Here is a 15,090-nt window from a genome sequence, read left to right as displayed (position 1 = left end):
CCAGGCAAGCGCCACGCCATTCCCGTTATCGATGCGGCCTCGTTCCATCCAACCCCTCCCGTCCAACCCGTCATCGGTGGTATAGCGCGTTCGGCATGCCAGACGACCTCGCCCTTACCGTCCTGCAAGTGCTGCCCTCGCTGGAAACCGGCGGGGTGGAGCGCGGCACCGTGGAAATGGTGCAGGCGATCGTGCGCGCCGGTGGGTCCGCGCTGGTGGCGAGTTCGGGCGGGCGGTTGGTGCCGGCGGTGGAGCGGGCGGGCGGCACGCATATCACGCTGAAGCTGGCGTCGAAGAACCCGGCGCGGATCTGGCGCAATGCGGCGCAGTTGGCGTTCCTGATCCGCGCTGCCGACGTGGACATCGTGCATGCGCGGTCCCGTGCGCCGGCCTGGTCGGCGTGGCTGGCGTGCCGGCGGACGGGGGCGCGGTTCGTGACGACCTGGCATGGGGTTTACAAGGAGAATGCGCCGGGCAAGCGGCGGTACAATGCCATCATGGCGCGGGGCGAGCGGATCATCGCGATCAGTCATTTCGTCGCCAGCCGCCTGAAGGCCCGTCACCAGGTGGACCCGGCGCGGCTGCGGATCATCCCGCGCGGCGTGGATACGGCGCTGTTCGACCCGGCCAGCGTCAGCGGCGACCGCATGGCCCGGCTGGCGCGGGAATGGCGGCTGCCGGACGGCGCCCCGATCATCGTGCTGCCGGCCCGGCTGACCCGCTGGAAGGGCCACACGGTCATGCTGGAGGCGTTGGCCCGGTTGGAGCGACGCGATGTGGGGCTAGTCCTGGTTGGGGCGGAACAGGGCCGCACCCGGTTCCGCCGCGAACTGATTGCCCGGGCCGAAGCGCTGGGCATCGCCGATCGGGTGCGCCTGGTCGGGCATTGCGACGACATGCCGGCCGCGCTGATGCTGGCCGATGTGGTGGCCAATCCCTCCATCGAGCCGGAGCCGTTCGGCCGCACCGTCATCGAGGCCCAGGCGATGGGCCGACCGGTCGTGGTGAGCGATGCGGGGGGCACGGCGGAGACGGTGGAGCATGGCGTGACCGGCTGGCGCGTGCGCCCGTCCGACCCCGTCGCATTGGCCGCCGCGATCGACGAGATCCTGCGGCTGACCCCGGCCGAGCGGGAGGCGTTGGGCGCGCGGGCGCGGGGTAGCGTGTGCGCGCATTACACGACGGCGGCGATGCAACAGGCGACGTTGGAGGTCTATCGCGAGTTGCTGGCGTGAGCCGCATCCTCGTCATCAAGCTGGGCGCGTTGGGCGATTTCGTGCTGGCGTTTGGGCCGTTCGCCGCCATTCGGGCGCAGCATCCGGGCGCTGACCTTACCCTGCTGACGACGGCGCCCTTTGCCGAGATGGCCCGGGCGGCGCCCTGGTTCGACAGGGTGGTTACGGACATGCGGCCGCGGCCGTGGAACCTGGCGGCGCTGTGGCGGCTGCGGCGGTCGTTACGCGGGTTCGATCTGGTGTACGACCTGCAGACCTCTGGGCGGTCGGGGTGGTATTTTCGGCTAGCGGGGCGACCGGATTGGTCGGGGATCGCCCCGGGTTGCTCGCGGCCGCATGCGAACCCGGGGCGCAACCAGATGCATACGCTGGAGCGGCAGCGGGACCAGTTGGAGATGGCGGGCGTCGCGCAGTTTCCCAGTCCGGATTTCGGTTGGCTGGCGAGCACGCCGGGCTTCGACCAACTCGGCTGCGTGGCGCTGATCCCCGGCGCCGCACCGCACCGGCCGCGCAAACGATGGCCGGCCGAGCGGTTTGGGGCGTTGGCGCAGGTCCTGGTGGAGCGGGGGCAGACCCCGGTCATTCTCGGCAGCGGTGCCGATACGCTGCATGCTGCCATCATCCGCGCCGCCTGCCCCCAGGCGATCGACCTGACGGGCCGCACCAGTCTGTTGGAACTCGGCGGCGTGCTGGCGCGGGCCAGCCTGGCGGTGGGGAACGATACCGGGCCGACGCATCTGGCGGCGGCGCTCGGCATCCCCACCATCGCGCTGTTTTCCAACGATAGCGACCCGGCGCTCACCCGGCCGCGGGGCGACGTGACCGTGCTCGCCGCCGCAAACTTGGCAGACCTGCCAGTGGAACGGGTTGCAGCCGCGCTGCCGCAGGTCCATTCACAGAATTTGACCCATTTGGAAGCGCTCTGACATGCCCGCTATCACTCTGCCCGACGGATCCGTGCGCCGCTTCGACGGGCCGGTTACGGGCACCGAGGTGGCCGCTTCCATTGGCCCCGGCCTTGCCCGCGCTGCGCTGGCGATGAAGTTGGACGGCCAATTGGTCGATCTGTCCCGCAGCATCGAGGACGATGCGGCGATCGTGTTCGTGACGCGGAAGGACCCGGATGCGCTGGGCATGATCCGGCACGATACGGCGCATGTCTTGGCGGAGGCGGTTCAGTCGCTTTATCCCGGCACGCAGGTGACGATCGGGCCGTCGATCGAGAACGGGTTTTATTACGATTTTGCTCGCAACGAGCCGTTCACGCCCGAGGATTTCCCCGCCATCGAGGCGCGGATGCGGGAGATCATCGGCCGCAACGCCGCGTTCGAGCGCGAAGTGTGGGACCGGGACGAGGCGATCGCGTTCTTCGAGACCAAGGGCGAGCGATACAAGGCCGAGTTGATCCGGGACCTGCCGGGCACCGAGACGATCACCATGTACAAGCAGGGCGACTGGATCGACCTGTGCCGCGGGCCGCATATGCGCGGCACGGGCGACGTGGGCACGGCGTTCAAGCTGCAGAAGGTCGCGGGCGCGTATTGGCGTGGCGACCACCGCAACCCGATGCTGACGCGGATCTACGGCACGGCATGGCGCGACCAGAAGGAGTTGGACGCCTATCTGCAGCAATTGGAGGAGGCGGAGCGGCGCGACCATCGCCGGCTGGGCCGGGAAATGGATCTGTTCCATATCCAGGAAGAGGCCGCCGGGTCGATCTTCTGGCATCCGAAGGGATGGAAGCTGTATCGGGCGGCCGAAAGCTATGTGCGCCGCCGGCAGGACGCCGCCGGGTATGTGGAGGTGAAGACGCCGCAACTGGTGGATCGGGTGCTGTGGGAACGGTCCGGCCATTGGGACAAGTATCGCGAGCACATGTTCGTCGCCCATGTGGAGGACGAGAAGCGCACGCTGGCGCTGAAGCCGATGAACTGCCCATGCCACGTGCAGATCTTCAACCACGGGCTGCGGTCGTATCGCGAGCTGCCGCTGCGGATGGCGGAGTTCGGGGCGTGCCATCGGTACGAGCCGTCGGGCGCGCTGCACGGGATCATGCGGGTGCGCGGGTTTACGCAAGACGACGCGCATATCTTCTGCACGCCGGACCAGATTGCGGACGAGACGGCGAAGTTCGTGGACCTGCTGTCCTCGGTGTATCGGGATTTCGGTTTCGACAGCTTTCGCGTGAAGTTCGCCGACCGGCCGGACGAGCGGGCTGGGGACGATGCGACGTGGGACCGGGCGGAAGGCGCGCTGCGCGAGGCGTGCGCCATGGCCGGCGTCGAGTACGAGCTGAACCCCGGCGAAGGCGCGTTCTACGGTCCGAAGCTGGAATTCGTGCTGCGCGATGCGATCGGGCGGGATTGGCAGTGCGGCACGTTGCAGGTGGATTTCGTGCTGCCGGATCGGTTGGATGCCAGCTACATTGCGGATGACAGCTCGCGCCAACGCCCCGTCATGCTGCACCGGGCGATCCTGGGGAGCTTCGAGCGGTTCCTGGGCATCCTGATCGAGCAATATGCCGGGCGCTTCCCGCTGTGGCTGGCGCCGGTGCAGTTGGTGGTGGCGTCCATCGTGACGGATGCAGAGCCCTATGCCGAGGAAGTGGCCGAGGCGTTCCGGGCGCGTGGGCTGAGCGTGGTCGTGGATGGGCGCAACGAGAAGATCAACGCCAAGATCCGCGAGCACAGCCTGCAGCACGTGCCGATCATCGCCGTGGTCGGCCGCAAGGAGGCCGAGGGCCGGACCGTGGCCCTGCGCCGCCTTGGCGGGCAGGCGCAGGAGGTTCTTTCGTTGGCCGAGGCCCTGGACGGGCTTGCCCTGGAAGCCATGCCGCCCGATATTGTCAGGTCCGCCACCCCGAATCGCTGATTCGCTTGATCCAGCAGACGGGCTGCTGCAAGACTGCACCTAAGCGGAACGACCGCCCCCACGACTACAGGAGAGCACAATAGCTAGAGGCCCCATGACAGCCGCCGCACCGAGCCGCGACGGACCCCGCGTCAACGAGGATATCCGCAGCGCGCAAGTGCGCCTCATCGACGCCGAAGGCGAGATGCAGGGCGTGATGAGCGCGCGTGACGCAATGCTGCGGGCAGCGGCCGTTGGACTGGATTTGCTCGAGATCAGCCCCAATGCCGATCCGCCGGTCGTAAAGATCCTCGACTACGGCAAATTCAAATACGAGTCTCAAAAGAAGAAGAACGAGGCGAAGAAAAAGCAGAAGGTCGTCGAGATCAAAGAGGTCAAGGTTCGGCCGAATATCGACGAGAACGATTACCAGGTGAAGCTGCGCGCGATGAACAGCTTCATCGACGAGGGCGACAAGGTGAAGGTGACCCTGCGCTTCCGTGGCCGCGAAATGGCCCACCAGGACATCGGCATCAAGGTGCTGGAGCGGATTCGTGGCGACATGGACGAGAAAACCAAGGTGGAGCAGATGCCCCGCATGGAAAACCGTCAGATGATCATGGTGCTGTCGCCCCGCTAGGCGAGAGCTTGCCTTCCCTCTCCCGTGCGGGAGAGGGCGGTGCTGCCTTGTTACGGCAGCCGCTTGGTTACGGCAGCACCGGTTCCACGCGCTGCGCTACGCCGCCTGCCGGCACCAACCCCCAGCTTCGCGCGATCCGCCAGGTCGACGCCACTCCGACATCCAGCACGTAGGCCATCGCCTCCCCTACGCCGCGGTCGCCTGGGGCATGCGGGTCGATCGGCACGCCGTGGGCCAGGCCGCGCACGGTGTATAGCTCTACCCGCACTGTTCCACCGGCGTCCCGCCAGGCACGGTGGGCGACACCATCCACCTGATCGTCCACACTATCCGGCTCGCGCAGGCCATGGACATTGCACCATTGCTTCGCCTGTTCGGTGGCGCTGGAGACCATCACCGTGGTATCGGCGTCGCCGTGCCAGATCGACACGATGGGCTTGCGTTGCGGCGCCGGGCTGGCGGCGCGGACGCGATCGCCCCATTCGGCGGGGGTGTGCGCCGGGCAGTGCCGCATGGCGCCCAGCGCCTCGGACACGCCGGTGGCGCAGTGGAATGGGAGCCCGGCGATGATAGCCCCGGCCACGAACACGTCGGGGTAGGTCGCCAGCAGCGCCGCCGTCATCGCCCCGCCGGCCGACAGCCCGGTCACGAACACCCGCGCCGGGTCGATCCGCTGGTCGGTCTGCATGCGGGCCACCATGGCACGGACGGAAGCGACTTCGCCCGCGCCCCGCGTGATGTCCCCGGGCTCGAACCAGTTGAAGCAGGTGTTGGCGTTGTTGCTGCGGGACTGCTCGGGGAAGATCAGGGCAAAGCCGTGTCGTTCCGCCAGGGTCAGCCAACCCGTGCCTTCGGCGAACCCGGCGGCGTTCTGGGTGCAGCCATGCATCACCACGACGAGGGGCGCACCTGGCGGCAGGGCTGGGGGGACGTAGCGCAACATGCGCAGTGCACCCGGGTTGGGGGCGAAATCCGACACCTCCTGCAGCCGGCCATCGTCCGACGTGCCGCCGCCGCCGAACGACCCCATGGCCGACACCCAAGACCGACGCATCCGCGTCAGTTCGTCCAGGTTCATTCGCAGTTTGGGCATGCCGGGGATTTCCATGGGATGAGATATGGTGCACTGCAGCATACGGGACAAGCGGCTGAGATACTTAGCGCTCGGATGATGCATATTGGGTAGCGGCATCGGCCAGCCAGAGGCATGGTGTGGCGCATGTCCCCGCCCGCCACCACGCTCGCTTCCCGCGCTTGGCCGATCCAGTATGGAGGCAAGCTGCCCGGTGTCCTCCTCTGTCTCGCCGTAACCCTTGTCGCGTGGTTGCTGGAACGGGTGGAGGTCGCGATATTCGGCCGCGCCTGGCTGGAGGCGCTGGTGCTGGCGATCTTGGTCGGCACCGCGGTGCGAACGGCCTGGACGCCGGGAAAGCTGTGGCAGACCGGCATCGGATTCAGCGCCAAGATGCTGCTGGAAATCGCCGTCGTGCTGCTGGGTCTGTCGATCAGCCTCGCCACGGTGGAAGCGATCGGTGGGGAGTTGCTGATCGGGATCGCCTGCGTCGTGACGGTGGCGATCTTTGCCAGCTACGGCATCGGCCGCGCGCTGGGCCTGCCGCCACGCATGGCGACGTTGGTGGCGTGCGGGAACTCGATCTGCGGCAACTCCGCCATTGCCGCGGTGGCGCCGGTGATCGGGGCGGATGCGCGGGATGTCGCTTCCTCCATCGCGTTTACGGCGGTGCTGGGCGTGGTGGTGGTGATAGCGCTGCCGCTGGCGGTGCCGGCGTTCCACCTGACCGATCTGCGCTACGGCGTGCTGGCGGGGCTGACCGTCTATGCCGTGCCGCAGGTGCTGGCGGCCACTGCCCCGGTGGGGGCGGTCGCGGTGCAGATGGGCACGGTGGTCAAGCTGGTGCGCGTGCTGATGCTGGGGCCGGTGGTGCTGGCCCTGTCGCTTGGTGGTGGAAAGCTGCGGGAGGGGGGCAAAGCCGGCGCAAAGCCGCCGCTGCACAAGCTGGTTCCCTGGTTCATCTTCGGCTTCCTGGTGCTGGCGGCGATTCGCTCGCTCGGCCTCGTCCCCACGCCGTTGCTGGCGCCGGTGGGACTGGTGGCGAACTGGCTGACGGTGATTGCCATGGCCGCGTTGGGGCTGGGCGTGGATGTGCGGGTGGTCGCGCGCGCCGGCATCCGGGTGACGGGGGCGGTCACGGCCTCCCTGCTCGTGTTGTTGATCATCAGCCTGGTGCTGATTCGCACCACCGGCGTCGGCTAGGCGCAACCGCCGGGCCCACAGCACCGTAACGTCTCGGTAGTGGGGGATCGATCGCATGCGTATCCTGTTCGCCGTGTTCGCGTTGCTCACCACCCTCGCCGGCCCGGCTGCGGCGGCAGGCGGCCCGGTCTCGGGCGAGGACAGTGCGGCCATCCAGTCGGTGATATCGGGCCAGATCGACGCATTCCGCCGCGATGACGGGCCGGGCGCGTTCGGGTTCGCCGCCCCATCCACCCAGGGCATGTTCGGCACGGCCGACACGTTCATGCAAATGGTGCGGCGCGGCTATGCCCCGGTTTATCGCCCCCGCTCGGTCGACTTTGCCGCCCTGGAGGAGGAAGATGGACAGATCGTGCAGAACGTCGAACTGACCGGGCCGGATGGCCTGGCCTACACGGCGCGATACACGATGGAACACGAGGCCGACGGGTCCTGGCGGATCAGTGGCTGCGCCATACTACAGAGCAGGCGTCTTGGCGTCTGAGCGGAGAAACGAGATGCCGGGATCTGTCCAATGAACGTCCGCGTAGCCCCGGCTCAAGTGCTTCCCTCGGTGACCCCGGCGCAGACCATGGCGCTGTCGGTGCTGCTGTCGATCAGCTTCTCCCACATGCTGAACGACCTGATCCAGTCGCTCATCCCGTCCATCTACCCGCTGCTGAAAACGAATTACGACCTCAGCTTCGGCCAGATCGGTTTCCTGACGCTGACGTTCCAGATCACCGCCTCGCTGCTGCAGCCGGTGGTGGGAACGTTCACCGACAAGCGGCCGATGCCGTTCTCGCTGCCGGTCGGCATGGGGTTCACGCTGGTCGGGCTGCTGATGCTGTCGCAGGCGCACAACTATCCGATGCTGCTGCTGGCGGCAGCACTGGTGGGCATGGGCTCGTCGGTGTTCCATCCGGAATCGTCGCGCGTGGCGCGTATGGCGTCCGGGGGGCGGCACGGATTGGCGCAATCGGTGTTCCAGGTGGGCGGCAATGCCGGGCAGGCGATCGGGCCGCTGGCGGCCGCCTTCGTGGTGATGCCGCATGGCCAGGGCAGTGTGGCGATCTTCGCCGTGCTGGCGCTGCTGGGCATGGCGGTGCTGTATGGCGTGGGCCGGTGGTATTCCGTCACCGTCGGCAGCCGGGCACGCGGGAAGAAGGCGGCGCCGGTCGTGTCGCCGATGCCGCGCAACAAGGTGATCCTGGCGGTGTCCGTGCTGCTGGTGCTGATCTTCTCCAAGTATTTCTACACCGCCAGCCTCGCGAGCTATTACACGTTCTATCTGATCGAGCGATTCCACGTGCCGGTGCAGAGCGCGCAGGTCTACCTGTTCCTGTATCTCGGCGCCTTCGCGCTGGGGACGCTATGCGGTGGACCGATGGGCGACCGGATCGGGCGGAAATACGTGATCTGGGTGTCGATCCTGGGCGTGCTGCCGTTCACCCTGATCCTGCCCTACGCCAATCTGTTCTGGACGGTCGTACTGACGATCCCGATCGGGCTGATCCTGTCGTCCGCGTTTTCCGCCATTCTGGTCTACGCGCAGGAACTGATGCCCGGCCGCATCGGCACCGTGTCCGGCCTATTCTTCGGCTTCGCGTTCGGCATGGGTGGGCTGGGGGCCGCGGTGCTGGGCCAGATGGCGGACCATATCGGCATCACTGCGGTCTACCACATCTGCTCCTTCCTGCCGGCGATCGGGCTGCTGACCGCCTTCCTGCCGAACCTCGAGCGGCCTCACCGTGCCGTTTGACGAGGCTGGCGGTCGCCCGCCGGGGCGCAACGTGTTGGGCGGGCGGCTGCACAGTTGCGCCAGCACGCCGCTGACCGGGTTCTACCGCAATGGGTGCTGCAACACCGGGCCGGAGGATTTCGGCAGCCACACCGTCTGTGCGGTGATGACGGCGACGTTCCTGCGGTTTAGCGCCGGGCAGGGCAACGATCTGTCCACCCCACGGCCGGAATTCGGCTTCCCGGGGCTGCAGCCCGGCGATCGCTGGTGCCTGTGCGCGCCCCGCTGGCAGGAGGCGCTGCTCGCTGGTTCGGCGCCTATGGTGGCGCTGGAGGCGACGGAGGAGTCGGCGCTGGCGTACTGCAGCCTCGAAGACCTGCAAAGCCACGCCGCACCGTGCTGATCGTCCACCACCTCAACAACAGCCGCAGCCAGCGTATCCTGTGGATGCTGGAGGAGTTGGGGGTCGACTACGAGATCGTCCGCTACGAGCGGGACGCGGCGACCATGCTGGCGCCGCCCGAGCTGAAGGCGGTCCATCCGCTCGGCCGATCGCCGGTGATCGACGATGCCGGCGTGATCGTGTCGGAGTCGGGCGCGATCGTGGAATACCTGGCCGAGCAATATGACGGCCTGCGCCCGCCCGGCACGCTGGAACGCCGCCGGGCAACCTACTGGGTGCATTTTGCCGAGGGGTCCATGGCCACGCCGCTGCTGCTGAAGCTGTATCTCGGCCGTCTTGGCCCAGCCGGGGCGGCGCTCGCCGAGCGGGTGAACGGCCAGATCGCGACCTTGCTGGAGTATGTGCAGGCCGAACTGGCGGACGGTCCCTTCCTGGCCGGCGGCGAATTGAGCATCGCCGACATCATGATGTCCTACCCGCTGGAGGCCGCGGCCGCGCGGACCGGGGCGGCGAACTATCCTGGCATACTCGCCTATCTCGACCGCATCCACAGCCGGCCAGCCTACCAGGCGGCACTGGAGCGGGGCGGCGCTTATGAGATTATTCGATAAAACAGGCGCAATTAATACTTTGCGACGATAATATAGTGAAATTTGGAGCAGAATTATTTCTGTCCTCGGGAGAATTATCCCCTCTTATTTCAATAAAGGTCTAAGAAGAGGCGGCCTCCATCTTTTGTTGGGATGGCTTCATGCCTCAGTCGCCGCAGGGCCTGCATCGGTTTCCAGCCTTGGATGGCCTTCGTGGGGCTGCTGCGCTGGTTGTCCTGGCGTTTCATCTACTCCAACAGCGTGACCTGACGGCGCTGCCGCTGGCAGGCCTGGCGGTCGATTTCTTCTATACGCTGAGCGGGTTCGTGATCGCGTTCGCTTACGAACAGAAGCTTCGATCCGGGCGGATGCGCCTGCCGGCGTTTCTGTGGGTTCGGGTGGAGCGGTTGTATCCGCTGCTGTTGCTCGGCACGTTGATGGGGATTGCACCGGCCATGCTGGCGGTGGCGTTCAAGGGCACCATCACCTACCACCAGGTTGCGTCCAGCAGCGTCCTGGCACTGCTGCTGCTGCCATCGTACGTGTTTCCACAATGGGATACGGCCTATCCGCTGAACATGGCGAGCTGGTCCTTGACGTTCGAACTCGTTGCCAACGCCATCTATGCGATCATGGCGCCTTCATTGACGTTACGCCGGCTCGTTCAGTTGACCTTTTGCAGCGCCATTTTGTTGATCATCGTTGCCTACGTGAACAACGGGGTTGCCGGCGGGAACAACCAGGACAATTTCGTCTATGGCTTTGGAAGAGTACTTTACCCGTTTTTCGTGGGCGTGTTGCTGTTTCGGTTGCGACTATCCTGGAAAATCGACAGCCGCACCGGGATCCTGCTGACACTCGCGCTGGTGGGATTGCTGCTGGCACCGGTGCATGATTCTGGGCTTACCAGCGTCATCTATGTCCTCGTCATATTCCCGGTGGTCGTCGGCATCGGTGCGAACGTCCAGCCATCGGCGGCTTCGGCGAAGATCTTTCGCCTGTTCGGGAATCTATCGTATCCCATTTACATATTACAGGGACCTATACTTCGCCTTGGTGAGGAGATGTTGAGGCACTGGCAACTAACGAGGCCCGAATTTTACCTCTTCACCTCGATAGAGGGGCTGGTTGTCCTGGTTTTCTCCTACGTCGCATTCGTCGCCTACGATGTTCCCCTGCGAAGCTACCTGACGCTGCGATACAAACAGAAGCTGGCGATCGGCGTCATCGCCGGGCCCTAATCCAACCAGGCGCGCACTGCGCTCCGCAGATAGTCAAGGTCGACCGGATTGGCGGACGGGTTGCCGCCGCGGTGGCCCCAGATGCTGGGGATCGGGCGTAATTCGGCCTGCGACAAATGCGGTAGCTCCGCCGCGTTGTCGGCAACACGGAAGTATAGATCGGTTTCGCACGGCAGCAGCAATACCCGCGCCTCGATCGCGTTCAGCGCCGCCGATAGGTCGCCATGATACAGGGTGTTGGCGCTGATATCGCCCGCCTCCCACGTGCAAACCTGGGCGTGCAGATTGGCGGCCGGGCGGCGCGCAAACCGCTCGGCCCAGTCGGTGCGGAGGAACGTCTCGAGATCCGGCGCGCCCAGCGCGGTGAGGTGCAGGTTGGCCCGGTAGAAATCCTGGCTCAACGCCCAGCCGGCGTAGACCCGGCCGAAGGCATGCACCGCCTTCGTTGGCTCCGCGCTGAAGCGGCCATGTCCCTGGTATTCGGGCGCGGCCTCCAGCACCGAGCGGACGCCTGCCAGGAATACCCGGTTATGCACCGCCGTGCGTGCGCTGCCGCAGACGACCACGATACGGCTCACCGCCCCGGGGAAGGCAGCGGCCCAGTTGTAGGCCTGGATCGCCCCCATGGAGAAACCGTAGACGGCATGCACATGCTCGATCCCCCACACCTCCCGCAGCATGCGCGCCTGGGCTTGGACGTTGTCCCATGGCGTTACGACGCCGGGCCAATCGGGTGTGTTGGACGGGCTGGACGACAGGCCGTTGGTGAACATGTCGGGCGTGATGACGAACCAGCGTGACGGGTCCAGGATGCCGTCCGGCCCGATCAGCCATTCCTGGTCCATGTGCTGGGCGCCGTAGCTGGTGGGATAGACCACGACGTTGTCGCGGGCGGGGGACAGGGTGCCGTAGGTCTTCCAGCTGAGTGCCGCCTTGGGCAGCACTGCGCGGGATTGCAGCATCAGGTCGCCTAGTTCGAACCGGCCCGTCGCCGTGTCTGCCGCCATCGCTTTCGCTCCTACCGTGTCTCGGCGGGCACCATTGCCGAGCCGCCGGCCGGCGACAATGCCGCGTCTTGCGCGACGCGGACGCATTTCAGCATGACGGTGGGAAAGGCCTCCTGCCCCAGATCCGCGGCAGGACGCAGGAAGCCCTCGGCCTGGATGGTGCGGCTGGTTGCGGCATACACGTCGATCAGCAGTTCGAAATGGGTGAAGCCGTGCGTCGCCCGACCGACCAGCCGCCAGTCCGCCCGCATCGGCGCCTCCACGATCGCCTCGGCTTCGGTCCAGGGCTCGGACCGCCAGGTGGTGCCTGGCAGTTCGGTCATGCCGCCCAACAGCCCCCGCGGCGGGCGGCGGCGCAGCAGCACCTGGCCGTCGGGGTTTGTCAGCCAGAAATGCGCGCCGTGGCGGATCGGGCGCTTCTTCTTGGCCAGTTTGCGCGGCAGTTCGGCGGCGATCCCCTGCGCACGCGCCTGGCACCCGGCCATGAGAGGACACAGCGCGCAGGCCGGGTTGGTGGAGGTGCAGATCGTCGCACCCAGGTCGAACAATGCCTGGGCGAAGTCGGACGGCCGCGCATGGGCGGCCTGGTCGCTGCCGAAGGCGGCAGTGGCGACGGCGATGGCGGGGCGGCTGGCGGGTAGCGGCGTGGTGATGGCGGCAAGCCGGCTGATCACCCGCTCCACATTGCCATCGATCGGCACCACCGGCACCCCGAACGCGATGGCGGCGATGGCGGCGGAGGTATAGGCGCCGATCCCCGGCAGCAGCCGCAGCGCCTCCACGGTGGCGGGAAAGCCGCCCAATGCGGCCACCTGCTTGGCGCAGGCGTGCAGGTTGCGGGCGCGGGCGTAGTAGCCGAGCCCGGCCCAGGCGGCCATCACCACCTCCTCCGGCGCTTCGGCCAATGCGGCGACGGTGGGAAATCGCGACAAGAATCGCTCGAAATAGGGTATGACGGCAGCGACGGTGGTCTGCTGCAGCATGATTTCCGACAGCCATACCCGGTAGGGGTCGGCGGCCTCGCCGGGCGGGTGTCGCCAGGGCATGCGACGGCGGTGGCGGTCGTACCAGGCCAGCAGGTCGGCCGCCGGAGTCGAGGAAAGAGGGAGCACGCACGCGGTATGGGGACGGACGCCGAAACCGACAAGCCGGCAGACGCCGAGAAGCCGCGCCATGTCTGGGGCCCGCGCCCGGTCGGCAACCTGGTTGCCGGGTTGACGCGGCCTGCGTTCCGCCGTCGCTCCCCCGCTGCGGCACAGATCATGGCGGATTGGGGCACCATCGTCGGTCCGGCGCTGGCCGCCATCACGGCGCCGCGGCGCATGACCGGCGCGACGCTCACCTTGGCCTGCGCTGGCCCGGTGGCGATGGAGTTGCAGCACATGTCGGGCGAGCTCACATCCCGCATCAACGCCCATCTCGGCCGGGTGGCGGTGGAGAGGCTGCGGTTCGTGCAGGAAATGCTGCCGCCTGCCGCGGTGGTGCCGGTGCGACCGGTCATGTCGGGACCTCCCGCGCCGATCCAGGGGTTTGCGCCGGGCGAGTTACACGACGCGCTGGCGCGGCTTGGGCAGGCGGTCCGGCAAACCGGGCGGCGATGACTGATGTTCTGGCGCATCACGACCCGTTGCGAATTGGTCACACGTGCCAGAAACCCTGTCCTGTCGCATGCCTGTTATCGCCCTCTTTGAGCGAAGGTGGCATGGTGCAGGCAGCCGCTTGAAAGGGGCAAAGTGCTGATGTCCTTCAGATCCTGCGGTGCCGTTCTGGCTGGATGCCTGTGCATCTCTACAGCGGCATGCTCGCAGCCCGCCCCTGCCCCGATCGCCACGTCGAAGCCGCCAATCGCGGCGCTTACGTCGAAGATCGCGATGAACTCGTCGGTCATGCCGTCGCTGAGCCCGTCGTCAAGCTCATCGTCAAGTTTGGGGATGCCAGCGCCGGTGGTGCAGACCAAGCCCGCCACGCGGGCGGACGTGGATGCTCTGTTGGCGGATATGCACGCCTCCCTAGCCGGCACGCTGCTTCCCGATGCACCACTGTTGACCCGCGCTGCGTTGGGCGCCGCGCAGGGCATGCTGCAGAAGGCGAACATCACGCACGACCGGCTGCAGACGATATTGGTGGTCGACCGCTCGCCAAAGGTCCAGCGGCTATGGGTTACGGTCGCCTCGTCGAGTTCACCGTATCTGGAGGTGCTGGGCTCGGTACATGTCAGCACCGGCAAGCCGGGCCGGAAGGAGCATTTTCGCACCCCTGTCGGCGTGTTCGTCGACAATGCGGGCATCCTCGGCTACCGCGCGCAAGGCACGTATAACGAGTTCCATATCCGCGGCATCGGCGTGAAGGGCATGCGGGTTTGGGATTTCGGCTGGCAGACCACGGATGACTGGCGCACCCCCAACGCCATCATGGCGGTGCGCATGGAAATGCACGCCACCGACCCGGCCGTGCTGGAGCCGCGGCTTGGCCGTTGGGATTCGGAGGGCTGCATTCGCATCCCGACCAGGTTCAATAGCTTCCTGGACCGCACCGGGCTGATCGACGCCAAGGAGCGGGAAGCGGCGCGAGACGATCGCCGGTTTGCCGCCCTGCTGCCGAAGGGGACGACGCCCAGCTTGCTGGCAGGGCAGACGGTGGTGGTGGTGGATACGTCCGAACCCGGTGCGCTCCCATCCGATCCGGTGAAGGCGAATATGATCGCCCATCCTCCGACGCCTGGGCCGGAACACGACGACGCAAGCTGAGGCTTCGCCCTATCGGGTGGTAGTGGCCCGGTCGGTTTGGCTAGGGGGCTGTTACCCGCTGCGGGTCCAGCACGTTGCCGGGTGCGGCGGCCAGGACGGTTTCGTACATTGCCTGCACCCGGCGCGCGTAGATCTCGGCCGTGAACCTGCCAGCCTGCACCAGCCCGTCGCCTGCGAGCCGCCGGCGCAAATCGGTGTCGCCGTCGATGCGCTGCATGGCGGCGGCCAGCGCGGCGGTGTCGTAGGGGTCGACCTGCATCGCCGCGGCGCCGGCGACCTCCGGCAGGCTGCTCTCGGTGGAGGTCAGCACCGGCGTGCCAAGCTGCATCGCCTCCAGCACCGGCAGCCCGAAGCCTTCATACAAGGACGGGAAGATCACAGC

Annotated in this window: 17 protein-coding genes; 12 read left to right on the top strand and 5 right to left on the bottom strand. The window is 66.8% G+C overall.

What is annotated here, in order from left to right; genetic code table 11:
- Positions 1-95: 95 nt before the first annotated feature.
- The 4 genes from GSQ76_RS12390 (at position 96) to infC (ending at position 4,725) form a co-directional block, all read left to right on the top strand.
- Entirely contained in the window at positions 96-1,235 is a 1,140-nt protein-coding gene (locus GSQ76_RS12390) for a glycosyltransferase family 4 protein (RefSeq protein ID WP_158744220.1), read from the top strand.
- Positions 1,232-2,161, top strand: a complete 930-nt coding sequence (locus GSQ76_RS12385) for a glycosyltransferase family 9 protein (RefSeq protein ID WP_158744219.1) — start codon at positions 1,232-1,234, stop codon at positions 2,159-2,161. The genes GSQ76_RS12390 and GSQ76_RS12385 overlap by 4 nt, the downstream gene beginning before the upstream one ends.
- Before the next feature lies 1 nt (position 2,162).
- Positions 2,163-4,106: a threonine--tRNA ligase gene (thrS, locus tag GSQ76_RS12380; RefSeq protein ID WP_158744218.1), complete on the top strand. Its 1,944-nt coding sequence runs from the start codon at positions 2,163-2,165 to the stop codon at positions 4,104-4,106.
- Positions 4,107-4,200: 94 nt separating this feature from the next.
- Positions 4,201-4,725 (top strand): translation initiation factor IF-3, encoded by a 525-nt coding sequence (gene infC / locus GSQ76_RS12375; RefSeq protein WP_158744217.1) that lies wholly within the window; start codon positions 4,201-4,203, stop codon positions 4,723-4,725.
- Positions 4,726-4,792: 67 nt separating this feature from the next.
- Here the strand turns inward: infC and GSQ76_RS12370 are convergent, their stop codons facing one another.
- Positions 4,793-5,818, bottom strand: a complete 1,026-nt coding sequence (locus GSQ76_RS12370; protein WP_158744216.1) for a PHB depolymerase family esterase — start codon at positions 5,816-5,818, stop codon at positions 4,793-4,795.
- Positions 5,819-5,944: 126 nt separating this feature from the next.
- Here GSQ76_RS12370 and GSQ76_RS12365 point away from each other — a divergent pair, with 126 nt between their 5' ends.
- From GSQ76_RS12365 to GSQ76_RS12340, 6 genes are all read left to right on the top strand, one after another.
- Positions 5,945-7,000 (top strand): YeiH family protein, encoded by a 1,056-nt coding sequence (locus GSQ76_RS12365; RefSeq protein ID WP_158744215.1) that lies wholly within the window; start codon positions 5,945-5,947, stop codon positions 6,998-7,000.
- Positions 7,001-7,055: 55 nt separating this feature from the next.
- A complete protein-coding gene (locus GSQ76_RS12360) occupies positions 7,056-7,484 on the top strand; it encodes a DUF4864 domain-containing protein (RefSeq protein WP_158744214.1) in 429 nt (142 codons plus the stop codon).
- 30 nt (positions 7,485-7,514) lie between these two features.
- Positions 7,515-8,741: an MFS transporter gene (locus GSQ76_RS12355; RefSeq protein WP_158744213.1), complete on the top strand. Its 1,227-nt coding sequence runs from the start codon at positions 7,515-7,517 to the stop codon at positions 8,739-8,741.
- Positions 8,731-9,123 (top strand): DUF2237 family protein, encoded by a 393-nt coding sequence (locus GSQ76_RS12350; RefSeq protein WP_158744212.1) that lies wholly within the window; start codon positions 8,731-8,733, stop codon positions 9,121-9,123. Before GSQ76_RS12355 ends, GSQ76_RS12350 begins: the two co-directional genes overlap by 11 nt.
- Positions 9,117-9,734: a glutathione S-transferase family protein gene (locus tag GSQ76_RS12345; protein ID WP_158744211.1), complete on the top strand. Its 618-nt coding sequence runs from the start codon at positions 9,117-9,119 to the stop codon at positions 9,732-9,734. Before GSQ76_RS12350 ends, GSQ76_RS12345 begins: the two co-directional genes overlap by 7 nt.
- A gap of 140 nt (positions 9,735-9,874) precedes the next feature.
- On the top strand, positions 9,875-10,954 hold the full coding sequence (locus tag GSQ76_RS12340; protein ID WP_158744210.1) for an acyltransferase: 1,080 nt from the start codon (positions 9,875-9,877) through the stop codon (positions 10,952-10,954).
- On the opposite strand, the gene GSQ76_RS12335 is transcribed toward GSQ76_RS12340, so the two are convergent.
- Both GSQ76_RS12335 and GSQ76_RS12330 read right to left on the bottom strand, forming a co-directional pair.
- On the bottom strand, positions 10,951-11,961 hold the full coding sequence (locus GSQ76_RS12335; RefSeq protein WP_158744209.1) for an alpha/beta fold hydrolase: 1,011 nt from the start codon (positions 11,959-11,961) through the stop codon (positions 10,951-10,953). The genes GSQ76_RS12340 and GSQ76_RS12335 overlap by 4 nt on opposite strands.
- Before the next feature lie 11 nt (positions 11,962-11,972).
- Positions 11,973-13,007 (bottom strand): A/G-specific adenine glycosylase, encoded by a 1,035-nt coding sequence (locus GSQ76_RS12330; RefSeq protein ID WP_254070379.1) that lies wholly within the window; start codon positions 13,005-13,007, stop codon positions 11,973-11,975.
- Between the two features lie 75 nt (positions 13,008-13,082).
- Here GSQ76_RS12330 and GSQ76_RS12325 point away from each other — a divergent pair, with 75 nt between their 5' ends.
- A complete protein-coding gene (locus GSQ76_RS12325; protein ID WP_158744207.1) occupies positions 13,083-13,562 on the top strand; it encodes a DUF721 domain-containing protein in 480 nt (159 codons plus the stop codon).
- Between the two features lie 74 nt (positions 13,563-13,636).
- Here the strand turns inward: GSQ76_RS12325 and GSQ76_RS12320 are convergent, their stop codons facing one another.
- Positions 13,637-13,849: a hypothetical protein gene (locus GSQ76_RS12320; protein WP_158744206.1), complete on the bottom strand. Its 213-nt coding sequence runs from the start codon at positions 13,847-13,849 to the stop codon at positions 13,637-13,639.
- A 55-nt stretch (positions 13,850-13,904) separates the two neighbouring features.
- On the opposite strand from GSQ76_RS12320, the gene GSQ76_RS12315 reads away from it, so the two are divergent.
- Positions 13,905-14,708, top strand: coding sequence for a L,D-transpeptidase (locus GSQ76_RS12315; protein WP_158744205.1), 804 nt, complete (start codon positions 13,905-13,907; stop codon positions 14,706-14,708).
- Positions 14,709-14,748: 40 nt separating this feature from the next.
- Here GSQ76_RS12315 and GSQ76_RS31780 read toward each other — a convergent pair.
- Positions 14,749-15,090: glycosyltransferase (locus GSQ76_RS31780; RefSeq protein WP_254070377.1), on the bottom strand; the 342-nt coding region annotated here is incomplete at its 5' end.

This window comes from Acidisphaera sp. L21 (genome assembly GCF_009765685.1).
GTDB lineage: Bacteria > Pseudomonadota > Alphaproteobacteria > Acetobacterales > Acetobacteraceae > LMUY01.
The sequence above is the reverse complement of the archived record's forward strand: the minus strand, read 5'-3'. Positions and strand labels throughout refer to the sequence as shown.